The 23,320-nt window shown below is 47.1% G+C and carries 16 protein-coding genes; 8 read left to right on the forward strand and 8 right to left on the reverse strand.

Annotated features, from left to right (window positions below):
• Positions 1-66: 66 nt before the first annotated feature.
• A complete protein-coding gene (locus QUB39_RS04435) occupies positions 67-4,281 on the forward strand; it encodes a chemotaxis protein CheB (protein WP_333209231.1) in 4,215 nt (1,404 codons plus the stop codon).
• 13 nt (positions 4,282-4,294) lie between these two features.
• Here the strand turns inward: QUB39_RS04435 and QUB39_RS04440 are convergent, their stop codons facing one another.
• Complete coding sequence (locus tag QUB39_RS04440) at positions 4,295-5,137, reverse strand: transposase (RefSeq protein WP_333051458.1); 843 nt, start codon at positions 5,135-5,137, stop codon at positions 4,295-4,297.
• Positions 5,097-5,729: a helix-turn-helix domain-containing protein gene (locus QUB39_RS04445; protein ID WP_333051457.1), complete on the reverse strand. Its 633-nt coding sequence runs from the start codon at positions 5,727-5,729 to the stop codon at positions 5,097-5,099. Before QUB39_RS04445 ends, QUB39_RS04440 begins: the two co-directional genes overlap by 41 nt.
• 1,139 nt (positions 5,730-6,868) lie before the next feature.
• Between QUB39_RS04445 and QUB39_RS04450 the strand changes: the two genes are divergently transcribed.
• Complete coding sequence (locus tag QUB39_RS04450) at positions 6,869-7,609, forward strand: HAD family hydrolase (protein ID WP_333054410.1); 741 nt, start codon at positions 6,869-6,871, stop codon at positions 7,607-7,609.
• Positions 7,610-7,950: 341 nt separating this feature from the next.
• Here the strand turns inward: QUB39_RS04450 and QUB39_RS04455 are convergent, their stop codons facing one another.
• Together QUB39_RS04455 and tsaD are read right to left on the reverse strand one after the other, a co-directional pair.
• A complete protein-coding gene (locus QUB39_RS04455; RefSeq protein WP_333054409.1) occupies positions 7,951-8,442 on the reverse strand; it encodes an N-acetyltransferase family protein in 492 nt (163 codons plus the stop codon).
• A 232-nt stretch (positions 8,443-8,674) separates the two neighbouring features.
• The gene (gene tsaD, locus QUB39_RS04460; RefSeq protein WP_333054408.1) at positions 8,675-9,748 is read right to left on the reverse strand and encodes a tRNA (adenosine(37)-N6)-threonylcarbamoyltransferase complex transferase subunit TsaD; all 1,074 of its coding nucleotides are present in this window, start codon (positions 9,746-9,748) and stop codon (positions 8,675-8,677) included.
• Between the two features lie 330 nt (positions 9,749-10,078).
• On the opposite strand from tsaD, the gene QUB39_RS04465 reads away from it, so the two are divergent.
• The 4 genes from QUB39_RS04465 to ilvN all read left to right on the forward strand — a co-directional run bounded on the left by QUB39_RS04465 (position 10,079) and on the right by ilvN (position 13,117).
• Positions 10,079-10,567, forward strand: coding sequence for a Photosystem I reaction center subunit III (locus QUB39_RS04465; protein ID WP_333037176.1), 489 nt, complete (start codon positions 10,079-10,081; stop codon positions 10,565-10,567).
• Between the two features lie 119 nt (positions 10,568-10,686).
• A complete protein-coding gene (gene psaJ, locus QUB39_RS04470) occupies positions 10,687-10,815 on the forward strand; it encodes a photosystem I reaction center subunit IX (RefSeq protein WP_333037175.1) in 129 nt (42 codons plus the stop codon).
• Positions 10,816-11,067: 252 nt separating this feature from the next.
• Complete coding sequence (locus QUB39_RS04475; RefSeq protein ID WP_333054406.1) at positions 11,068-11,880, forward strand: carbon-nitrogen hydrolase family protein; 813 nt, start codon at positions 11,068-11,070, stop codon at positions 11,878-11,880.
• Between the two features lie 718 nt (positions 11,881-12,598).
• A complete protein-coding gene (ilvN, locus tag QUB39_RS04480; protein WP_333054405.1) occupies positions 12,599-13,117 on the forward strand; it encodes an acetolactate synthase small subunit in 519 nt (172 codons plus the stop codon).
• A gap of 198 nt (positions 13,118-13,315) precedes the next feature.
• On the opposite strand, the gene QUB39_RS04485 is transcribed toward ilvN, so the two are convergent.
• Complete coding sequence (locus QUB39_RS04485) at positions 13,316-16,858, reverse strand: EAL domain-containing protein (protein WP_333337467.1); 3,543 nt, start codon at positions 16,856-16,858, stop codon at positions 13,316-13,318.
• 123 nt (positions 16,859-16,981) lie between these two features.
• Positions 16,982-18,124 carry a transposase gene (locus QUB39_RS04490; protein ID WP_333054402.1) on the reverse strand — a complete coding sequence of 381 codons (1,143 nt, stop codon included), beginning with the start codon at positions 18,122-18,124 and terminating at the stop codon, positions 16,982-16,984.
• Between the two features lie 37 nt (positions 18,125-18,161).
• Here QUB39_RS04490 and QUB39_RS30520 point away from each other — a divergent pair, with 37 nt between their 5' ends.
• The gene (locus QUB39_RS30520; RefSeq protein WP_445243008.1) at positions 18,162-18,293 is read left to right on the forward strand and encodes a ribbon-helix-helix protein, CopG family; all 132 of its coding nucleotides are present in this window, start codon (positions 18,162-18,164) and stop codon (positions 18,291-18,293) included.
• Positions 18,294-18,430: 137 nt separating this feature from the next.
• Positions 18,431-19,447, forward strand: coding sequence for a zinc-dependent alcohol dehydrogenase family protein (locus QUB39_RS04495; protein ID WP_333209295.1), 1,017 nt, complete (start codon positions 18,431-18,433; stop codon positions 19,445-19,447).
• Positions 19,448-19,896: 449 nt separating this feature from the next.
• Here QUB39_RS04495 and QUB39_RS04500 read toward each other — a convergent pair whose 3' ends face one another.
• Together QUB39_RS04500 and QUB39_RS04505 are read right to left on the reverse strand one after the other, a co-directional pair.
• Positions 19,897-21,570 (reverse strand): asparagine synthase-related protein, encoded by a 1,674-nt coding sequence (locus tag QUB39_RS04500; RefSeq protein ID WP_333209227.1) that lies wholly within the window; start codon positions 21,568-21,570, stop codon positions 19,897-19,899.
• 286 nt (positions 21,571-21,856) lie between these two features.
• Positions 21,857-23,305, reverse strand: a complete 1,449-nt coding sequence (locus QUB39_RS04505) for a serine/threonine-protein kinase (RefSeq protein ID WP_333209225.1) — start codon at positions 23,303-23,305, stop codon at positions 21,857-21,859.
• Between the last annotated feature and the right edge of the window lie 15 nt (positions 23,306-23,320).

Raw genomic sequence — 23,320 nt, forward strand, 5'->3', positions numbered from 1 at the left:
GGTTCTTCAGCAGCATCTTGCGAGAACTGTAGGTTGCTGAATAGCTGAAGTCCTCGACTTCATAGCATGACTTCTCCTCAATTATCTCCAGAAAATACACCCGAAGCCATCGCACCAGCCGCCCTCGATACCGAACAATTAACCGAAACCGATGCCCCCTTTCCCATTGTTGGGATTGCCGCCTCAGCAGGAGGTTTGGAAGCATTCACGCAGTTACTCAGCCATTTACCGGCCGATACGGGTATGGCGTTTGTGCTGATTCAGCATTTAGATCCCAATCACAAAAGTCTGCTTAGCGAGATTCTTGCGAGAACCACCCAAATGCCTGTGAATGAGGTAAAAGACGGCGTAGCTGTAGAACCCAATCAAGTCTACGTTATTCCGCCTAACACCAAGATGGTGCTATCTAAAGGCGTCCTGCAACTATCACCGCGCGAGAAGGTTTATGGCAAATATATGCCGGGAGATGCGTTTTTTACCTCATTGGCGATCGATCGCGGGCACAAAGCGATCGCCGTAGTATTATCCGGGGGAGACGGAGACGGTTCACTCGGGCTCAAGGCAATCAAAGCAGCCGGAGGCATGACTTTTGCTCAATGTCAAGACACAGCAAAATTCGATAGTATGCCGAATACCGCTGTTGCGACAGGCAATGTCGATTTCGTTCTGCCACCGGAAAAAATTGCCGAGGAACTGGCAAACTATAGTCACAATCCCCTTCTCACTGGCCCGCTTGCCATGACAAAAGTTGAGGAATCGCCCGAACAGGGAGATGCCCTGGCTACTATTTTTGCGCTGCTGAAATCCACCACAGGCGTTGATTTTAGCCAGTACAAACCCAGGACGATCGCTCGACGCATCCAGCGACGGATGGTGTTGTACAAGCTGGAAATCTTGGATGATTACGCCCAACATCTTCGATACAATTCGGCTGAAGTCACAGCCCTGTATGAAGAAATCCTGATCCACGTTACCAGTTTTTTCCGCGATCCCGAAGCCTTTGAAAAGTTAAAAGAACTGGTTTTCCCCACGATTACCAAAAATAAATCGGCCGAAACTCCGATTCGGATTTGGGTGGCGGGATGTTCGACAGGTGAAGAAGTTTATTCGATCGCCATTTGCTTGTTAGAGTTTTTGGGCGATCGAGCCATTCAGCCACCGATCCAGATTTTTGCCACGGACATTGGCGAACACGCTATCAACAAAGCGAGGTGTGGCGTCTACTCAGAAAACCAGATGGTAGATGTTTCACCAGAACGACGTACTCGCTTCTTTATTGCCGAAGCAAGAGGTAGCTATAGAATCAGCAAGGCAGTCCGCGAACTTTGTGTATTTGCCCGACAAGACTTAGGCAGTGACCCGCCTTTTTCCAATATCGATTTAGTTAGCTGTCGCAATGTGCTGATCTACTTGGGAGAGTCATTGCAAAAAAAAGTGATGCCGATTTTCCATTACAGTCTTAAGCCAACGGGCTTTCTCCTGTTAGGCACTTCTGAGAGTACCGGAGAATTTTCCTACTTGTTTACTTCAGTGGATAAAAAGTCTAAAATTTATGCCAAAAAGTTGACTGCGACTCGTCCCCATTTTTCGTTTACGCCGAGTTCCTATCCCGTCGCTAAAGCACGTGAACGGGAGGAAGTGAAAAACAATTTTACGAATAGCTTGGATTTACAACAAGAAACTGACCAACTGATTTTAAATCGATATGCCCCAGCCAGTGTGGTTGTCAACGAGCAGATGAAAATCCTGCAAGTGCGGGGAGACATCGATCCTTACTTGAGAGTGGTAGCCGGAACGCCCGACTTAAACTTGCTGGCAATGGCAAGGGCAGGCTTGCTGGTTGAGCTTCGCACCGCGATTTATCAGGCACAAACGCAGAACGTAACCATTAGGAAAGAAAGGGTATTGCTTGAATCGGGCGGACGATCGAGTATCGTCAATTTTGAGGTGATTCCCTTCGGGCCACCGGCGGTCGAAGGACGCTACTTTTTGGTGGTATTTGAAGAGGCTGCACCCCCCGTGCTTAACTTCAGCACTCTCCCTTCTGAAAGCTTCGAGCAAGCTGATTTAGTGCGCGAAATTGAGCTGCTGAGCCAGCAAGTTGCAGCGGCTAACCAAGAAAAAACTGCGGCTCAATCTCAACTGCAAGCGGTGATCCAGGATCAGGAAAGTCTCAACCAAGACCTCAAAATTGCCAACGAAGAAATCCTATCCAGCAACGAGGAGTTGCAAAGCACGAATGAGGAGTTAGAGACTGCCAAAGAAGAGATTCAAGCCACTAACGAGGAACTCACTACCACTAACGATGAACTTCGCAGCCGCAATACTGAACAAAGCCTGGTGAATAACGATCTGATAAATTTGCTTTCCAGTATCAATATCCCTATTTTAATGCTGACAAACGATTTACAGATTCGACGCTTTACGCCAACGGCACAGCAAATTTTTAGTGTGATTCCCACAGATGTTGGACGGCCTTTTAGCGACATCCGCTCAACTCTGAACGTTCCTGACTTGGAACAGATGATTTTGGAGGTGATTGATACTCTCCAGACGAAAGAACAAGAAGTTCAAACTTTATCGGGATATTGGTACAACCTCCGCATTCGTCCTTACCGGACAACGGAAAACCAGATTGACGGTGTGGTGATGGTTTTGCTCGATATTGATGCTCTTAAACGCAGTGCCAGAACCTTGGAGGAGGCCCGAAATTATGCTGAAACCATTGTGGAAACTGTGCAAACGCCTTTAGTCGTCCTAGATGCTGATTTCCGAGTGAATAAAGCAAATCGATCGTTCTATGAAATGTTTCAGGTTTCACCGTCAGAAGTAGCAAAATCTTCGCTGTTTGAGCTAGGCAACGGGCAGTGGAATATCCCCCAAGTGCGATGGATTCTGGAAGATATTCTGGTTAGTGATGTTCAGCTTGAAAACTTTGAGTTGGATCACCTGTTTGAGCAGATCGGGCCCAAAACCATGCTGCTGAATGCTTGTAAACTTGAAAGAGAAGACCAAGCTTTAATGATTCTGTTGTCGATCGAGGATATCACGCAGCGCAAGCAGTTTGAGACTGTACGATCGCAGTTATTACTGCATGAACAGTTGGCCCGCCAACAGGCAGAAACAGCCAACCGTAGTAAAGATGAATTTCTGGCGAATCTCTCCCATGAATTACGCAATCCTTTGACTCCGATCCTGGGCTGGGCACAAATTCTGCGTTCGGGGGAACTGAAGGAACCAGCCGTTACTAAGGCTTTAGAGGTGATCGAGCGCAGCGCGAGGGCGCAATCTCAGTTAATCGAAGATATCCTGGATATTTCCCGGATTACCAGCGGCAAGCTTCAACTGTGCATTTGTCCGATCGATCTGCGGTTAGTGGTGCAAGCAGCGCTGGAGGGGGTTCAATTATCAGCCGAGGCAAAAAACATTCAAATTGTTTCGGAGTTGATTTCTACGAGTGTTTTAGGAGATATTAATCGCTTGCAGCAAGTTGTGTGGAATCTTCTGTCTAATGCGATTAAGTTTACTCCGGCGGGGGGACGAGTGGAAATCATGCTATCGGCGATTGAGAATCATGCTGAACTTCGAGTCAGCGATACGGGAAAAGGGATTGAGGCACAATTTTTGCCGTATATTTTCGATCGTTTCCATCAAGGTGATGCCAGCAGCACTAAGACCAATCAAGGGCTGGGATTGGGTTTATCGATCGTGCGTCACCTGGTTGAATTGCACGGGGGAACGGTGCAAGCCGAAAGTCCGGGTGAGGGACAAGGAACTACAATGACTGTGAGATTGCCGTTGCGATCGCTACCTCAAGAGTTGACATCGGCGATCGATTTAAAGTCAACTGCTTTGGTAGGGCCTTTAAACGCCTCTAGCGATCGCGTCCCCTCTCTAGAAGGCTTGCACATCTTAGCCGTAGATGATCAGATAGATACGCGCGACTTCTTACAATTTGTGCTTGAAGGCTACGGGGCGGAGGTTTTGGCTGTTGCATCTGCCAGAAGTGCGATCGCTGCTTTGACTGAAAATCCGGGCAGATATGATGTGCTCATCTCCGATATCGGAATGCCAGAGGAAGATGGGTATTTCTTAATTCGAGAAGTGCGATCTCTTGCTGCGGAAGCCGGAGGAGAAATCCCAGCCGCGGCGCTGACTGCCTATGCGAGCGATAAAGAACGCGAAATGGCGATCGAAGCTGGTTTTCAAAGGCATATGGTTAAGCCGATTCAGCCGGTTGTACTAGGATTAATGGTGGCTAATTTAGTAGGACGATTGTGAACGAACCTGACGGTCAACTGAGTACAGTTAGACCGCAGGCTTCTTTTTCCTTTTTTTCAAAGGCTTTTTTGAGTGACGGAGTTCCCCCGCCACTTTTGTAACTCAGACCAATTTTTCTTATGAGTTTGGCTGAATTTTCATCTCGATCCAAAGATTCTCCACATTGACAAGAATGCCACCGTTCCGATAATTCTTTCGGGACTTTGTTGAGGCAGTTCCAACAGTGCTGGGAAGTTCCCTTTGGATCAACAAATAAAACACTTTTACCTAGTTTCCAGGCGACATATTTCAGAACGTTGGCGAATTGCCCGTGAGCAGCATCAAGCATGGATTTATTCAAACCACTCTTAGCTGACTGACCGTTAGGCAAATAAACCAAATTACCATTCTCAATATCAGTCTTGGGCTTGGCACGTCTAGTTAGATTTTTGACGCTCAAATCTTCAACAACTAAAACCTCACACTTGCTAAGTAGCTCATGTGCAGTTTTAAATTGAAAATCTAATCTAGCTCTAGCTACGAACTGATGGAGTTGGGAAACCTTGTCCTTGATTATTTTCCAAGGTTGAGAACCCTTGACTCTATTAGCTAACTTCGCTTGAAGCCTTGCTAATTTCTGAGCCGATTTCCTCAAAAATCTAGGATTCTCAACTCTTTCGCCATTGGAAAGATAGACGTAATTAGTGACTCCCAAATCAATGCCAACAGTATTTTCGACCGTCGGCTGAATTTCTGCAACCGTTACGGGAACCGTTTTATCTTCTAGCGTCAGGGAAATATACCACCCATCCGCTTCTCTGATAACTGTACCCGTCTTAACTTTGAACTTTGTTGGTATTGGACGGTGGAAAACCATAGGCACGCTTACCTATTTTGGCGAGACTAATACAAATCCTATCTTGCTCGTCCTTGACAATATCTAAGTTATCTAGTTGAGGATAAGTGAAGGATTTGTAGTAGTGAAGCCCTTTGAATCTGGGCTGACCTCTACGATTGCCGTTTTTATCGGGCGTGGTGAAATTTGAAAAGGAAGTTTCAACTCTGTTGACGACATCTTGCAAAACCTGAGAATCCAACGCTTTGTAGTCAGGAAATAGTTTTTTAGTGTTTTTCAGGTCAGCTAATTGTATCGTCTGCCACTGTACATATCCGCCTTCAATGTTTGAGAAAACATCACCTTTCCTGGTTAGAGGATTGCCTGACTCATCCTTTTTTCTGCCATCCCTAGTTTGCAATCTAGTCAAGGGAATATTTCGATAAATCTCCTCAACAGGGACTATCGAAACAATCAATGGGCAGGCGTTGATAGGTGTTCTCGTGGTTTCCCACCACCTAAATCTTTCGCCGATTCGGTAGTTGTACTGCCGACGGCAGAGTTCTAAATGAGCCACAATAGTTGATAGTTGGGGCTTGGTTGGTTTGAGGCGGTATTTGTAAGTGAGTTGCATTTTTAGCTTCTTTTTTCGACCTACCTTAATATACCATTTCTTTTGTTTTAATATCTAGGAAGTACATCATAGTTAAAGGTACTCGCAATGTCTAATTGTCGGTTTCCGTACCTACACCCGACGAGCCTTTCATCACGCGGGCGTAATTTATTCGGGGTACTTCGCGCAGCGCTCAGATTAATCCCCTCTAAATATACCGAGGGACTTCCCGGCTGGTAGTTAAATATTTTGTATGATATCATGTCCGGTCGATCGATCGTAATATCCGGCCGGGGCGGGTTTATTGAATTTGGGATTTGTGTTGAAGATCAGGGTGAACCCGCCCCTACAGAAATCATGTCAATTGAGCGTGATTCTTGGAGGGGCGGGCGATGCCCTGAGTGTAGTCGAAGGGTTCACCAACAATACCTGCCAATAATTGACAATCTCAAAAACCCGCCTCGGCCACTGATATGATCTCCGGTCATCGAGCGCGATTTTCGTAGGGGCGGGTTCACCAACAATACCTGCCAATAATTGACAATCTCAAAAACCCGCCCCGGCCGCCATGTTATGGTTCAATACTCTTCTGTAGGTGGGCTCCGAGCGTAGCGCACCCTCCGTTTCACGGGCCCAACCTACGCACGATCGGTTTTTTTCACCGAAAAACGAGCGGGAAGCCCCTGGCTTTAGACATGGGGAGGAACGTGGCTGCGACTTATTTAGTCGCCTTAAAATAATTGCACAAATTTAATTGAAATGATACACTAATTACATCGATTAAGAATAACCATCTACGTGTTGAAATAATTTAATAAGGTGAAACTCCTGAGTTGGTTCGTCTCGGCTTGACCGTAGCCTGACCAAACAAGTAACAGTGAATTATTGAGCGTACCTATCTGGCGTTGCGATGGACTCTGAAAGTATAAAAAGCTAAAAGTATACGCAAGGTTTGGACTCGTTCAAGCTGAGTGGGTAGAGGTGCCTTGATAACGCCTTTGAAAGTTCTTTTATGGAATACGTCAAGAATCCCCCCGATTCATCGGTGGGGAGTATCAAACTAACCCAAGCGTATTGTATTATGGTTAATCGATCGCACATGATATTGTAGGGACACAACATTGTTGTGTCCTGATATAAATATTACGGAGTTCAGATTCTTGGTAACTATTAAATGTCGGGGCATTACCTTCTCGAATATCCAAGCCGTAATCTTTGACAAAGACGGCACTCTAGAGGATTCTCAAGAATTTTTGAGATTGTTGGGGATTAAGCGATCGCGCCTCGCAGACGCTCAAATTCCGGGCGTTGGAGAGCCTTTACAAATGGCTTTCGGCATCGAAGGTGGCAGCATCGACCCCACAGGCTTGCTGGCCGTCGGTAGTCGTAGGGAAAATGAGATTGTGGCGGCGGGATACATCGCCGAAACCGGCAGGGGATGGCTAGAATCTTTAACTATTGCGCGTCGCGCTTTTGATGAAGCTGACGAAATGTTTAAAAATAGTGCAGTTTCTCCTTTATTTGTCGGCAGTTTGGAAGTGCTGAAATATCTTTCGGAAGCGGGTTTAAAACTGGGAATTCTTTCGGCTGCTACAACAGAATCGGTGCAGAAGTTTGTGAAACACCACGCATTAGCTGACTACATTCAGTTAGAAATGGGAGTTGATTCAACGCTTCATAAACCAGACCCGAAATTGTTTTTGCAAGCTTGTGAGAAACTCGGAGTAAATCCCGCAGCAACTTTGATGGTGGGAGATTCAGCGGGCGATATTCAGATGGGTAAAAATGCGGGCGCGGCTGGCTGTATCGGGATTTGTTGGGGAAAGGCCCAGGTTAGTCATTTGGAAAATGCTGATGTGGCGATCGCATCTTTGGATGAAATTACAATTTTACCAGATTGAGCCAGGGAAACGGCAATGCCGTTTCCTCCAAATTAGGACACGGCATTGCCGTTTCCCTACAAATCAAGACAAGGTGTTGCCGTTTCCTCCAAATTAGGACACGGCAATGCCCATTGGTGACAACTTAACGTACAACCGATACTCCGGCAGGGGTTTCAACCCCTGCCTCAAAGCGAAAGTCCTCTTAAGAGGACTGAGAAGAAAAATTTAAGATTCATTAGTCCTCTTAAGAGGACTTTCGCTATTAGACAGGGAATTCATTCCCTGGCGGACTGACGGGCGGACGGAATGATTGGGCGGACTGACAGTTTAAGCTGACACCAATGGGCATTGCCGTTTCCCTAAAGACAACGCAAACCCAGAATTACGACATCTCTTTCAACGCCGTCAAGTTCGGCAACTTGCGGCAGATATCCCCACCGCTGAAAGCCAAATTTCTCAAACAATCTTACACTCGGCTGATTGTGAGCAAAAATTATTCCTATGAGAGTTTTTAGCTTCAATTCTGGACTCCGCACAATTGCCGATTGCAATAATTTTTGTCCGATTCCGCAGCGTTGGCGATCGGGTGCGACGTAGATGCTAACTTCTGCTGTATGCTGATAGGCAGCGCGTCCGTAGAAAATCTGCAAACTCAGCCAACCAACAATATTTTGTTCTGATTCCATTACCCAAATCGGCCAGGAATTTGGGGAGTGTTCTCTGTACCACGGGAGGCGGCTTTCGACTGAGACTGGTTTTAAATCGGCTGTGGCCATTCTGCCCGGTATTGCTGCGTTATATATTTGGACAATTGCTGGCAAATCGCTTTCTTTTGCGGATCGGATTTTCATCGTTGGGTTGACTGTTGACTGTTGACTGTTGACTGTTAACTGTTAACTAATGATATTATGTCCTGTCGATTACCCTTAATACGGTAGGGGCGGGTTCACGAAAAACATCTGCCAATAATTGACAATCTCAAAAACCCGCCCTTTTAATCGCGGTCACTCGATCGGATATGATATGACTGTTAACTAATGACTAATAACTAATGACTAATAACTAATGACTAACAACTAATGACTAATGACTCTTGTACAGTTCCATAATATCGCTGACAGCCATTCTTGAATTTGCTCCCAAAGTGAGTGGTGATGTGTGTCCTCGCTGCAAGTGTTCTGCCGCCGCACAGCCGATCATTGCTGCGTTGTCTGTACAATATTTTAATGGCGGAAACAATACCCGCAAGTTGTGTTTGGCTGCTGCTGCTTGTAAGTGTTTTCGCAGTCCGCTGTTTGCTGCAACTCCGCCGCCGACTACAATAGTGGTAAGCCCGAAATTTACGGCACAGTCGATCGCTCTTTTTGTTAAACCCTTAGCTACAGTTTCCTGAAAGCTGGCCGCAATATCATTAATTGTAGAGGCAGTCAAGATGCCTTCCTCACCCACATTGTTATTTTGTTTCTTGAGTTTCTGCACTAATTGCAAAACAGCAGTTTTCAACCCGCTAAAACTACTGTCGTAAGGATGGTAGCCACCACCGGGCAAGGAAATTCTGCCTTCTGGTAGAGGGTATGCTTGGGGATTGCCAAGGGCGGCCAATTTGTCAATCAGCGGCCCGCCGGGATATCCTAGCTGCAACAGTCTCGCGACTTTATCAAAAGCTTCGCCTGCGGCGTCGTCGCGTGTGTGTCCTACTGTTTCATAAACGCCGCAATCTTTGACGTAAATAAAGCTAGTGTGGCCCCCGGAAACTAACAAACACAAAAACGGTGGCTGCAAGTCGGGTTCGGTAAGGTAAGAAGCGTAGATGTGTCCTTCGAGGTGATGGACGCCTAAAAAAGGTTTTTGATGGACTATTGCCAAGCTTTTCGCCGCTGTCAGCCCGACTAACAATGCACCTACTAAACCGGGGGCACAAGTCGCTGCAATGCCGTCAATTTCTGACCAACTCAGGTTTGCTTCACCGAGACACTGGGCAATTACCTGATTGAGCATTTCTAGGTGACTCCGCGAAGCGACTTCCGGTACTACCCCGCCAAACTGCTGGTGGATTTTAATTTGCGATGCTACAACATTGCTGCAAACTTGACGATTCTTAACAATTGCTGCTGCTGTTTCGTCACAACTTGTTTCGATTGCGAAAATGGTTGCCATTAACTGCTAATTTTATTTGATAGGTTAGTTATTGCTAGCTTAACTAATTCGGCGCAAGTCCCCCGCTCTACCTGTACTCAGGTTATTGTTAAGGGATTTTTGCCCGATCGACAGGTAAGACCATCATCGGATGCAATGAAGGAATATCCTCGCGGTATTGCTAGCTCAGCATTGACCTATGAGAACGGGAATCCCTCATTCTATTGGACTTTGCCACATCAATGATGGATACTTTACACTGTCAACAAACACGGTAATCTGGATTCCAGATCGGCAAGTTGAAATGCTTGTACAAAAACTTATTGTTTTGTAACAAAAGGAAACAATTCCATGCGACGATTGTTTGCTGCAATTTTAGTGTTGAGTGTCTGGATCAGTTTTGCTCCAGTTGCTTCGGCTTACAATTTAGTGCCGTGCAAGGACTCTCCCGAATTCAAGGAACTGGCTAAAAATGCACGTTCAACCAATGGCGACCCCGCATCTGCGAAAGCAAGATTCGATCGCTATTCTCAAGCTATGTGCGGCCCGGAAGGATACCCGCACTTAATCGTAGACGGCAACTTGAGCAAAGCAGGGGACTTTTTGATTCCTAGCATACTGTTCTTGTATATCGCAGGTTGGATTGGTTGGGTGGGCCGTTCTTATCTGCAAGTTACCAAGAAATCAGCAACCCCAGAGGAAAAAGAGATTATTATCGACGTTCCTTTGGCAATCAAATGTATGCTGAGCGGCGTTTTATGGCCTCTGGCAGCTCTCACATCAATCACCAGCGGTGAAATGTTTGCGAAGGACGACGAAATTACTGTTTCCCCCCGCTAAAATTGGGAAATGGAGAAGAGCTAATAGCTAACAGTTAAGTAGTTAACTAGAAAATAGCAATTAGCGCGCTAGACCGATCGGCAATTACCAACTGTCTGGAATTTTCAGGAGCAGAATTCATGCAATACTTTGTCAAGTTTCTTTCGACAGCACCAGTATTGGCTATCCTTTGGATATCTATTCAAGCTGCGGCTTTAATTGAATTTAACCGCTTTTTCCCCGACCTGCTTTTCCATCCGATGCCGTAAGATTTGAAGGAAATTAGGTTACAAAACCTAGGAGTAAAAAGTTGAGAGTTTTGAGTTTTGAGTGATGAGTTACAGGCTAATTTAAAACTCAAATATCAAAACTCTCAAACCATACCAGTTCGGGCAAAACCAGCGCCGAGATGGGTAAAACCCAAGGATCTAAACTATTTAGTTATCAAATTAGTTCCCAATGGCTAATGACTAATGACTAATGACTATTGACTATTGACTATTGACTAATATTTTGAATCGATGAAGTCTTATCTCGCCGCAGCAATTCAAATGACTAGCTTGCCTGACCTGCAAAAAAATTTGGTTCAGGCAGAGGAATTAATCGACCTGGCAGTGCGTCGGGGTGCGGAGTTAGTTTCCTTACCAGAAAATTTCTCGTTTATGGGCGAAGAGGAGGAAAAGATTGCTTCAGCAGAGGCGATCGGCATCCAAAGCGAAAAATTCCTCAAAACGATGGCCCAGCGGTTCCAGGTAACGATTCTGGGCGGCGGATTTCCAGTGCCGACGACCGGGGGGAAGGTATACAATACTTGTTTGCTGGTAGACCCAAACGGCACTGAAGTGGCAAGGTACAGAAAAGTACATTTGTTTGATGTGAATGTGCCAGACGGCATTACTTACAGGGAATCGAACACTGTGAAAGCTGGTGAAGATTTGCCCCCTGTTTATGTGTCGCCGGATTTGGGCACCCTAGGACTTTCGGTGTGCTACGACGTGCGGTTCCCGGAGGTGTACAGGCATTTGTCGTACAAGGGGGCTGATATTTTGTTCGTGCCGGCGGCGTTTACTGCTTACACTGGCAAGGATCACTGGAAGGTTTTGTTGCAAGCTAGGGCGATCGAGAATACTTGTTATACGATCGCACCTGCACAGACTGGACACCACTACGGCCGCCGTCAAACACACGGTCACGCGATGATTGTAGACCCTTGGGGTGCCGTTTTGGCGGATGCTGGAGACGAACCGGGTGTGGCAATTGCAGAAATTAATCCCGATCGACTAGAACAAGTCCGCCGCCAGATGCCATCTCTGCAACACCGGGTTTTTCTCTGAAGGAATTTTGAGACCAATTGGTCTCAAAATTTCAGTCCCAGTGGGCCGCCCGACCTTTCAAGTTTTTATTCGCTCAAGTAATTGTGTAGGTTCGTACACAAAAAAACTTAGATCATGTGCGTGCGATCGACAAAAATAAGCGGGTGGGGGCGGATTTACGCCGATCTATGAGTGATATTGTCGATCGGGCGTTACTAGGCGCCCCGACAGCTTAATATATTGTTTTTTCCTGGAAAGGAACGGCCAGTAACTCGCGATAAAATGTCTAAGGCAGGTTGAATGGGCGTGCATTTCTGGTCTCAGGCGAATGGGCGAAAGTAGAATTGCACGAAATGCGTCTTTTTGGAGAATTGACATCCACCCCGACCGTCGCGGACGGGGATTCCCAAACCTCACGATTTGAATTTCTGCTTCTTCGCAACTGCCTCCACCCTAAAAGAGATTTGGTCTTATGTTCGCTCCACAGACTAACCCCGCAAGAGAAAGCGGTTTTTATGTGTCGAATACCAAACGGAATTCTTCTTCGTTTTGATTCTAGGGATGTTTACCATTGCCCTATCCTCTTGAACCGGTCTACCGATTTTGCTTCGCCGCCAGCACCTCGGGCTGAACTTCGCTCGTATAGGCTGTTTGATCCATCGTCTCGGGTGGGTCGTTGACCAATTATATTGTAATATAAAGCCGTCCTAAAAGGACGAGGTTTCTACCCAATTTTCTGATGAAACACACTCTTTCGGTTTTAGTTGAAGATGAAGCGGGTGTCCTCACTCGAATTGCTGGTTTGTTTGCCCGTCGGGGTTTTAATATTGAAAGTCTGGCCGTTGGCCCGGCGGAACAAGGGGGAGTGTCTCGGATTACGATGGTTGTACCCGGAGATGACCAAGTTATTGAGCAGTTGACAAAGCAACTGTACAAGTTGATTAACGTGCTTAAAGTTCAGGATATAACGGAAATTCCCTGTGTGGAACGGGAGTTGATGTTGCTGAAAGTTAATGCTGCTAGCGGGACGCGATCGGAGATCATTGAGTTAGCTCAAATTTTTAGAGCGCGAGTGGTGGATATTGGTGATGATACGCTGACATTGGAAGTTGTCGGAGATCCCGGTAAAATGGTGGCGATCGTCCAGGTGCTGAATAGATTTGGGATTAAGGAAATTGCTCGTACTGGGAAAATTGCCCTGACGCGCGAGTCGGGGGTAAATACTGAGTTTCTCAAGTCCTTGGAAGCGAAAGTTTAAGTCATTAGTCATTAGTCATTAGTCATTAGTCATTAGTCAGAAGGAATGTTTTAACTTTTAACTTTCGACTTCTTATTACCAACTACCAATTACCAATGGCTGATGACCAATGACTAACGACTCCTGACTAATTAGGAATGAGAATTAAATAACTTCCACAATAACAATTAAAATTGTAAGTTATTTAATTCGCGATCCTTACCATTGGGGTTGACTTTCTATTAAAAGTGTGGCTGCGATGCTGTCTATCGGCTTTGAGAAAAAGTATCCTTGTCCGTATTCGCATTGCAGCGCTCTAAGTAAATTAAGCTGTTCGCTGGTTTCGATGCCTTCAGCAATTACATCCATGCCTAAATGACTGGCTAAAATTAAAATAGTCTGTACAATCGCTTCGTTGCCTTCATCTTCAGTCATGCGGCTGACAAAAGCTCGATCGATTTTTAAAGCATCAGTTGGAAAAGTGTGCAGGCGGCTCAAAGAAGAATAGCCAGTGCCGAAATCGTCAATATATAATTGAATTTGTAAATTTTTCAATTCCGCGAGGATAGCCACTGCTGATTCGGCATTCTCCATGATGACGCCTTCAGTAATTTCTACCTTTAAAGTGCGGGGGTCAAGCTGAGTTTCTTGTAAAATGTCGCGAATGCGATCGATTAAATCCGGTTGTTTAAATTGTTGGTTAGAAAGGTTGACGCTGACAGTCAACGGCGGATTTTCGGGGAATTTTTGGTGCCACTCGTGGATCTGATGGCAAGCCGATCGCATCATCCACCAGCCAATAGGTATAATCAATCTAGTTTCTTCAGCTACTAAAATAAACTCGCCAGGAGCTACGACACCCCGCTGCGGGTGATACCACCGCAGCAGCGCTTCAAAACCGCTGATTCTACCAGTAACAAGAGAGACGATAGGCTGATAGTAAAGCTGAAATTCCTGGGAGTCTAAAGCGCGTCGCAGGTCGTTTTCCAGTTGCAAAAGGGCGACGGCGCGAGTGTGCATACTTAAGTCAAAAACTTCGTGGCGAGCTTTGCCCAATCCCTTAGCATGATACATGGCCGCATCTGCATCTCGGAGCAGTTCTTCAGGCCGATCGTACAACATTGGGAACGGGACATTGGGAACAGGAGAGTCGGAAGATAAGCCAGACAAAGAAGTTTCCCGATCGATATTTCCCAAATTTTCGGGACTCGACAGTTTGCTAGTTTCCCTTGGATATCGAGGCAAACCAGAACAAACAATCCCAATGCTAGCACTGGTAAAAACTTGATATTCGTTAAGGTAAAAAGGCTCTGCCAGTTCCGCTTGCACTCGTTCGGCAATCTGGATCGCATCCTCGGTGCTTTTGATATTTTCCAGCAAAATAGCGAATTCGTCGCCACCAAGACGCGCAACGGTATCTCCAGCGCGCAAACAGATTCCCAGGCGCTGCGCGATCGCGATGAGCAACCGATCGCCCACTAAATGCCCCAAACTGTCGTTAACAACCTTAAAGCGATCGAGATCGATAAACAGCACCGCAAACAAAATTTCGGGGCGGCGTTTGGAAAGATCGATCGCGTGCCCCAAGCGATCCATAAATAAAGCTCGGTTGGGCAAACCGGTTAGCATATCGTGCAAAGCATCGTGTACCAACTTATCTTCTGCTATTTTGCGGAGGGTAATATCTTCGACAGTGCCTTCGTAGTAAAGTAAATTTCCGTCAGGATCGCGAACTGCCCGGCCGTTCTCGGAAACCCAGATAGTAGTGCCGTCAGCGCGGTAAACTTGGGACTCGAACTCAGACACAAAACCGTGTTTTTCGATCGCGCGCAAAAACTCGACACGGCGGTTGGGATCGAGGTAGAGTTGGCTGTCGATGTTGCGTATGTTCGCGATCAAGTCGGCGGCCGAGGAATAGCCGTAAATTCTCGCCAAAGCAGGGTTAGCGCTGAGGTAGCGTCCGTCGGGCGTTGTCTGGAAAATGCCTTCGATCGCATTTTCAAAAATACTGCGGTATTTCTCTTCGGCCTGTTGCAGCGCGAATTCTGCCTGCTTGCGATCGGTGATATCGGTCAACGTGCCGAGATAGCCTAGAACTTCCCCGCTTTTGGTAATTTCTGGCACTGCTTGCCAAAATACCCAGGTTGTCAACTCACCGTTGCAAAAGCGGTACTCTAACTTACATGGCAACTTGTCTATGACAGCGCGATACCACTGGCTCAAAACACGCTCGCGGTCTTCGGGATGCAAACTTTGCGCCCAACCTTCGCCGAGTGCCTTTGGCGCAGTCAGTCCCGCCATCTCCAAAAATCGCTCATTGACGTACAAGCAATCTCCAGCAGCATCGGCGCGGAAAATCCCGACCGGCAGTATTTTTGCCAAGGTGTAATAGCGATATTCGCTTTCTAGCAACGCGCTGGCAGCTACTTTAGTCTCTGTGATGTCAAACATTGCGCCTTGAAGGATGACAGACTTGCTTGCTTCATCGCGAACTGCGGTAGCTTGATCGCGGAACCAGACGACTCGACCGTTGCGGGCGATCGCGCGGTATTCTGAAACCAGCGACCCCTCGCAGAAGATATCTTCTCCCTCGCTGAATTTCTGTGTGGCGTTTTCCACTAACACGCGATCGCGGTCTTCTGGGTGAACGAGTTTCAGCCACAGGTCGGGATCTGCTCTCCATTCAGCTACAGAATAACCTAGAAAAGTCTCAATTTGCGGGCTGATGTAAAGTTTGGCAGCCTTGCGGTTGAGGGGAGAAATGTAGGTGACAGCGGGCATTTGTTCTACCAGGGCACAGTATTTCGCTTCTACAGTAGACAGTGCTGCTTCTAGGCGCTGCCGCTCTAATTCAGCGGCCGCCCGTCCAGCAAAGATACTGAGAATTAATCGGAATTTGGCAAGATGTGCTTCCACCAGGGGTCGATCGTGAAAAATACAAATAATCCCTAAAGGTTCGCCGTAAGAGTTTTTCAGCAAGACTCCCAGGAAACTGCGCGCACCCGTAACTACCGGTCTGCGGTCTTCTGGAAAGGTTTCCCCGAGGTAGTCTGGACAGGAATACATTCCCTCCTCCAGCACCCGCGCTTCGGGAGTATTGGCAGTGTCGCACTCAAAATTTGGCTGCTGCTGTCCGTCGCTCCAAAAACTGATAAGTTGCAATCTATCGGCAGCAGTATCGGTGCGTGCCTTCGACTTAATCGATTTGGCAGCGACGGCGGTGCGAACTCCGAGTGCTGAGGCTAAGTGGCAAACTAAGGCATCAAAGAATTCTGCTCCCCCCGGCGAATCAGTACCTGCTAGGATTTCGCCCAGTAAATCTTCCTCTAATTGCGCGGAAGCAGTAACTTTGGGAGGATTCTCGGCATTCGGGCGATCGGGATTTTGCCCCATCGAACCCGCAATGCTCAGACTTAGCGTTTTGCTATTTCCAGGCCCCAGAATAGGCGAATAATTCACACTTAGGCGCTGTTGCTTAGCCAAGAATACAGCGCGACCCATACCTAAAACTTTACCCAAGAAGCTGTCAGTTGCCGGCAACCGATTTGAGTTGGGAAAAATCACAAAGTTTTTCCGAATTTTCAATCCGGCAGATAAATCATCGTTTAATTGTGGCAACTGCCGTTGCTCTTCGGCCGGCGGCAGACGGGGGGGCATTGGCTGCCACTTAAGATAAATCGCGGACGCCAAGGCTAAAATCGCCGATAATCCCAGAAGATATGCAAAAATCTCAAAGTAAAAAAATAAATTTAGATCGAACATCGATTAACACCGCTCGAAAATTGTTGTAGTTATCTGAAGCCAATCTATTTAAAAATAACTAAGTATCTTGAAATACTCACCGACTATCAGGTGCGGTGATTCTTGACGCTTCACAGGGTTCTGCTAACCGTTGCTAGTCTGACAATCCCTCTGCGTCCGTTTAGAGTCGTGGCGATTCCCCATCCCGACTTGTTCTATATTCCTAGAAGCGTTTTTATCTCTGTCTTGCTCAGTACCACAACTCAGGCAAAGCACTGAACGAATAGACAAATCGATTTTACCCCATTTAAAGCCACAGTCCGCACAAACTTGACTGGTAGGTTCCCACCTGCTAATTACTTGAAACTCTCTGCCAAACTTTTCGGATTTGGCTTCACAGAGAGTTCTAAACTCCCTCCATCCTTGCTGACTAATTGCCCTTGAAAGTTTCCGATTCTTTAGCATTCCTGACACGTTCAAATCTTCCAGAATAATCACTTGGTTTTCGTTGACTATTTTGGTTGACAGTTTGTGTAGGAAATCTTTACGGGTATCGGCAATGCGATTATGTAGTTTAGCAATTTTAATTCGAGTTACATTTCTTCTTTTAGAATCTTTGGGCTGACGGGCCTCTTTGCGCTGGAGTTGGCGAACTTTTCGGTCTAACTTTTTATAACTGGGACTTTTAGCTTTTTCACCCTTACTCATTACTGCAAAAGTTTTAATCCCTAAGTCAATTCCGATACTTGGACTCTTAGCCTCAATTTGAATTGGCCCAAGCTCTACAACAAAACTCAAAAAATAGCGGTTTGCACAGTCTTTGATTACTGTGACAGAGCTAGGTTTAGACGGCAATTTCCTAGACCATATAGGGTTGACGATTCCTATTTTGGCTAAATAGACACCATTGCCTTTAAAAGAAAAACCACCGCGAGTAAGTCTTGCCGACTGGCTGCTAGTCCTTTTTTTGAACTTAGGATAACCAACCTTGCGTCCCTTTCTCTTGCCCTTACAGGAGTCGAAAAAGTTCTTAAATGCTGTCTCTAAATCTGCTACAGACTGCTGTAGTGGAATGTTTGACACTTCCCCCAACCAAGCTCTTTCGATTGTCTGCTTTGCCTGAGTAATTACTATTTTCTGAAGCTCTGCGGATTTGGGCTTTTTCTCTGATTGCTTGCACAGCGCTAGAGCATCGTTCCACACTACTCGCACACAACCAAACAACTGAGCTAAGCTCTGTTGCTGTTGGTCGGTTGGGTAGAATCGGTACTGGTATCTTGCTTTCATGTTATTATCTTAGCATAACTGACGGCATATTGACGGCATGAAAAAGTTAACTATTAGATGTTCTGATGAAGAATATGAGAAACTTGCGGAATATTGCAAGCTTACGAATAGAACGCAAAACGATGTATTCAGGGAGCTTATTAGGAAAATAAAGATAAAGCCGTCCTAGAAGGCGATGTACTGAGCCCTTCGGCGGATAAACTCCGCCGAAGTGACGGGGCTTGTATCCCAGTTTCTTGGTCATGAATGAGTAACGCATACAAGGTAGGATTGCAGGTGAAAGCGACAAGAGAGTTAATATCCCTGATGAAAGCAATCGTTTTTGAAACGCCCGGAAGCCCGTCCGTATTGAAACTGCAAGATATCCCCGCCCCTACTATACAAAGAGAAACTGAAGTTTTGGTGCGGTTGCGAGCGGCGGGTATCAATCCGATAGATACTAAGTTGCGATCGCGCGGCACTTTTTACCCCGATAAAACTCCTCACGTTTTGGGGTGCGACGGTGCCGGAGTCGTAGAGGCTGTCGGTGCTGGTGTGCAAAGTTTCCAAGTGGGAGACGAGGTTTTTTTCTGCAATGGCGGTTTGGGCGGATCGATCGGTACTTATACCGAGTTTGCCGTTGTAGACGAACGCTTTCTCGCCCTCAAGCCTGCTGCTTTAAGTTTTGCCGAGGCGGCGGCGGCACCGTTAGTTTTAATTACAGCTTGGGAATCGCTGTACGATCGAGGGCGCTTGCAAGCCGGTCAGGTGTTATCAAAGAAGGTGCTGATTCAAGCTGGTGCCGGCGGTGTCGGCCACGTCGCGATACAGTTGGCGAAGTTACAGGGGGCAGAGGTTTGCACGACTGTTAGTTCAGAGGAAAAAGCCAATTTTGTCAAGCACCTAGGTGCAGATTCAGTTATTTTATACAAAAATACCAATGTTGTCGATGAGGTTTTGACTTGGACTCAAGGGCAAGGAGTTGATTTGGCTTTCGATACAGTCGGGGGAGAAACTTTTTACCAAACTATTCCGACTGTGAAAATTTATGGGGATTTGGTAACAATTTTGGAACCCGATCCGGCTTTGGGCAATTTGAAAACAGCGAGAATGCGGAATCTGCGAATTAGTCTGGAATTAATGTTGACACCGATGCTGGAAGGTTTGGTGGAGGAACAGGAACAGCAGGCTCATATTTTGCAGAAGTGTGCTCGTTTGTGCGATCGCAACTTGCTAAAAATTCACGTCAGCAAAACTTTCCCTCTCGAAGAAGCGCAAGCCGCTCACGAACTGTTAGAAACAGGCTCAGTAACCGGTAAAATAGTGCTTGAAATTGGGGGTTAAAAATGCGAATTGTTAAATTTGTGGGTTGAAGAATCGCGGGCGATTTCAATAGACTGTTGGCGAATTTAAAAAGCCTGAAACCAAACATCCCATAATCATCGCAGGAGAGCTAAAGCAATTCTTGCAGGAGTCGTAAACTTTTTACCCCACCCCAACCCTCCCCTTACCAAGGGGAGGGAGCAAGAAATTGACAAATGATTTAGGATGGCTATATACAGCGTATTCCAGGTTTATGAAATACACTGTATATCAAATCCGTTGGCATCGGAATGATTCATCTGTCTCTTCCTTTTCTCTGTATCCTCTGCGCCCTCTGCGGTTTAATTCGGTTCTATAAACAAGAGCGAAAACCGCATAGGGAAAATGCCATTGTCGATCGACAAATTGGGGCGTCAACTGCTGAAGTTGACACGACGAAAGGCACAGCGCCGTGTCCTAATTTCGGGTAACTAACGGCGATTAACTTGTAACCAAATTTCCAGCGTCACCAGCAGCCACAGCTTCAGCCCATAGCGGGGAAAAACTTCCCCACGATAGTTTAGCCACTCGCGGATTAGTGTTCGATCGAGGTAAGGCGCGATCGCCGCATGACGATTCAGCAACAACGATCGCGCTTGCCACTGCCAATCCCTCAAAAACCACTGCTGCATCGACATCACCATGCCACTTTTCGGACGGTTGACAATCACATCGGGCAGCAAATCCGCCACAGCAGCCTTGAGAACCGCTTTTTCCTGCGCGCCCGAAAGCTTGTATTCTGGGGGAATTTGCAAACTCAGTGCCACCATCCGCGCATCGAAAAGGGGCGATCGAGCTTTTAGTCCCGCCGCAGCCGTGAGATTATTCACCTTGGTCAAAATGTAATCGGCTCCTTTAAACTCAATGTTGAGCCGCATCAGCCGATTCAAAAACGTCGTTTCTGTCTGTTGCAATTCCTCAGCAAACACTGAAGGCGCACTCTTCACCTTTTCCCAAACCTCCCGATTCAGCAAACGCGGCAAATCCACATAGCATTTTTGAAACGAAGTCAAGTAAGCTGCGATCGGATCTGGTTTACCCTGAATCGAACCATACAAACTGTTGAGTAACATCGGCTTATTTTTCGGCCCGCCAAAGCACGGATCGCCACCTTCGCCATTCAGTACCACGTCTGCAAATTGCTTTGCCGATCGCCCCAACAGCAAATTGGGAACCGTCAAGCCTTCCCCCACCGGATCATCCATCGCCGCCAGCGTTTCCGGTAGCAACTCCCAAATTTGCTTTGGCGAAACCTCTAAAATATGGTGCTCAGTACCGCAATGTGCCGCAACGAGGTTGGCAAATTCAATCTCGCTGGGATATTGAGCGCCAAAGTGCATCGAAAAAGTGTGCACCGGGCGATCGTGCAGTCTTGTGGCGATCGCCGCGACGCAACTTGAATCAATACCACCCGAAAGATATGCTGCGACTGGTTCGCCCGCTGGTAGCGCTTCCTGCACCAGTTGTTCCAAAAGCGATCGCACTTGTTGACTATGCCATTCCAAAGGGCGATCGGCGTTAGTAATTTGCTCCTGTGGCTGCCAGTATCTCTGGGCCTCAATATCCGGTAAGTACAGGTAGCTACCGGGCCGCAACTCTCGCACGGCTTCCCACAGCGTTTGTGCTCCGGGTACAAATGCACAGCACAAGTAGTCGCGCAAAGCAACTAAATCAAGTTCTCGATCGTGATACGGATTGAGCGATCGCAGTCGAGGCGCAATCCAGCGAGTCGTTCCTGTACGGGTGTAATAGAGGGTTTTTGCTCCCACGCGATCGCGCCCCAGACACAAGGTTTGCTCGTCTCGATCCCACACAGCAAGGGCAAATTGTCCTGAGAGCAAGCTCAGTGTTTTAGTACCGTACTGTTCCCATAGCCGCGCGACGATCGCCAAATCGGTCAATCCCTCGGTATCAATCTGTTGTTTGAGCATTGGGGTGCGATCGAAGCAGCAGTCACCTACCAGCACAAATCGCTGATTGGGGCTGAAGGTGGGTTGAGCTCCGATTATGGCAAAACCGGAAGTTGCCCAAGTTGCAGGGTGCGATCGGGCTTCTGGGCCCCAAGCAATGACCCAATTCGGGTTAATCAACTTCTGATTTTGCATCGATTTAGTTATACTAATTCTCAAATTTTATGCAACAGTAGCTGGTAGGGTGCGTCGCCACCCTTAATATCGTTTCCGGTTGTATCGGAATGATTTAACCGCAGAGGGCGCAGAGAACGCAGAGGGAGAGAATACAGAGAGGAATAATTCCGATGCTACCGGATTTGATATAACTCCTTACTCGCATAGCTAAAATCTCGCAGCGACGCACCGGTGCATACAGGGCGACAGTCAACAAACTCAACACTCATGATAGTTGCAAGAGGAAAGGAGAATTGGTATTAAATTAAAAAATGTTTGAAAGCAGCTTATAAATCAATCTAAAAATAGCTGTGCCAGCGATCGCACCCAAAGCACCCAACCATCCCACAAACAACACGCCAGTAATCGGAGAATTCGGATAAATCGCACCTGCCGCCGTCTGTAAAACCGGGAAAAACCACAGCAAAGCCACAGTACCTGCACCAATAATCAACATCTCAGTTTGTTCGATCGCCCTGCGATACTGGCCGTAAATCAAACCCGCCACAATCATCCCCAACAATCCGATACTCAAGCCAGGAGAGGGCAGCAAACTCGTCAGGGCGATCGCCAGCACCCCCGCCTCAAAACCCGTAAACGCCGCCCCCGACAAAACCTCCCAAATCGAAAAAGTCGCTCTCTGCGAAGGTTGCAGCCCTCCGGGAGGTGTTGCAGGAACCCGTACAGGATGAGGCGGCAGAGTTGGTTGAAGAGGTATGGGAGGCGGCGCCACCACGACTGTAGGTGGTTGAGAAGGTTGTTGAGGCCCAGACATCAGAGCCGCTTCCACCTCACTCGCAGATTGAAACCGCTGGCTGGGAGCTGATAATAACATTCGATCGAGAACATGAGCCAAACGCGAACTTACCTGCACCCGCGAATGCCAATTCCATTCGTTTCTATAACTATCAAAAAGCTCCGTCGGCTGCAAACCACTCAGCAAAGTAATACAAGTCACAGCCAAAGCATACAAATCCGTTGCCGGATAAACTTCTTGCCCGCTCATCTGTTCTGGGGGAGCGTAACCCAAAGAATAAATACCAGTCGAAGCTTTGGCACTCCCAACACTTTGTGTTACTTGTTTAACAGCCCCAAAATCTAATAAATAAAGCCGACCGTTTTTACCCCGCATAATATTAGCAGGTTTAATATCCCGGTGAATCGAACCGCGAGAGTGTACAAAATCGAGAACCTTCAAAATTTCCCGCAGCACCTCCACCGTTTCCGCCTCCGAAAATCGGCCTTTAACAGCCTGTTCATCCTCCAAATTTTTACCGTCAATAAATTCTTGAACCAGATAGAAAAACTGATCGTTTTTTCCCGGCTGCAAACTCGTAACAGTCAGCTCAAAAAACGCCAGCAAACTCGGAATTTGGGAATGTTCGTTTCCCAGTTCTTCCAGCACCGCCGCTTCCCGTTCAAACAGAGTTTGAGCGATTTTTAGCTGGGGCGGAGTCAGACTTACCGACGGCTGCAAAAGTTTAGCAACGCACTGCCGCATCGCCGGAGTATCCCGGTCTCTGGCCAAAAACGCCGCCCCAAAACCGCCTTGACCCAACAACCTCACGGGCAAATAGCGGCCCCTCAAAATCATGGGCATCCCGCAAGCGGTGCAAAACTTTTGCTGCACCGTTTTCAGCCGCGAACTGTCATCGAGGTCGGGAAAAGAGTTTTGAGGGCGCGGGCAGCCCGGGCGGGTGCAGTAAACTTCCATTTTTGTTTGCTAAGA

The organism is Microcoleus sp. AT8-B5 (assembly GCF_036705565.1).
Classification (GTDB): domain Bacteria; phylum Cyanobacteriota; class Cyanobacteriia; order Cyanobacteriales; family Microcoleaceae; genus Microcoleus.

Bases quoted from the DNA above. Each gene is read 5' to 3' on its own strand.
- QUB39_RS04500 (WP_333209227.1), bottom strand. From the start codon at position 21,570: ATGCAAAATCAGAAGTTGATTAACCCGAATTGGGTCATTGCTTGGGGC.
- QUB39_RS04495 (WP_333209295.1), top strand. From the start codon at position 18,431: ATGAAAGCAATCGTTTTTGAAACGCCCGGAAGCCCGTCCGTATTGAAA.
- tsaD (WP_333054408.1), bottom strand. From the start codon at position 9,748: ATGGCAACCATTTTCGCAATCGAAACAAGTTGTGACGAAACAGCAGCA.
- ilvN (WP_333054405.1), top strand. From the start codon at position 12,599: ATGAAACACACTCTTTCGGTTTTAGTTGAAGATGAAGCGGGTGTCCTC.
- QUB39_RS04485 (WP_333337467.1), bottom strand. From the start codon at position 16,858: ATGTTCGATCTAAATTTATTTTTTTACTTTGAGATTTTTGCATATCTT.
- QUB39_RS04445 (WP_333051457.1), bottom strand. From the start codon at position 5,729: ATGCAACTCACTTACAAATACCGCCTCAAACCAACCAAGCCCCAACTA.
- QUB39_RS04440 (WP_333051458.1), bottom strand. From the start codon at position 5,137: ATGGTTTTCCACCGTCCAATACCAACAAAGTTCAAAGTTAAGACGGGT.
- QUB39_RS30520 (WP_445243008.1), top strand. From the start codon at position 18,162: ATGAAAAAGTTAACTATTAGATGTTCTGATGAAGAATATGAGAAACTT.
- QUB39_RS04435 (WP_333209231.1), top strand. From the start codon at position 67: ATGACTTCTCCTCAATTATCTCCAGAAAATACACCCGAAGCCATCGCA.
- QUB39_RS04475 (WP_333054406.1), top strand. From the start codon at position 11,068: ATGAAGTCTTATCTCGCCGCAGCAATTCAAATGACTAGCTTGCCTGAC.
- psaJ (WP_333037175.1), top strand. From the start codon at position 10,687: ATGCAATACTTTGTCAAGTTTCTTTCGACAGCACCAGTATTGGCTATC.
- QUB39_RS04465 (WP_333037176.1), top strand. From the start codon at position 10,079: ATGCGACGATTGTTTGCTGCAATTTTAGTGTTGAGTGTCTGGATCAGT.
- QUB39_RS04490 (WP_333054402.1), bottom strand. From the start codon at position 18,124: ATGAAAGCAAGATACCAGTACCGATTCTACCCAACCGACCAACAGCAA.
- QUB39_RS04505 (WP_333209225.1), bottom strand. From the start codon at position 23,305: ATGGAAGTTTACTGCACCCGCCCGGGCTGCCCGCGCCCTCAAAACTCT.
- QUB39_RS04455 (WP_333054409.1), bottom strand. From the start codon at position 8,442: ATGAAAATCCGATCCGCAAAAGAAAGCGATTTGCCAGCAATTGTCCAA.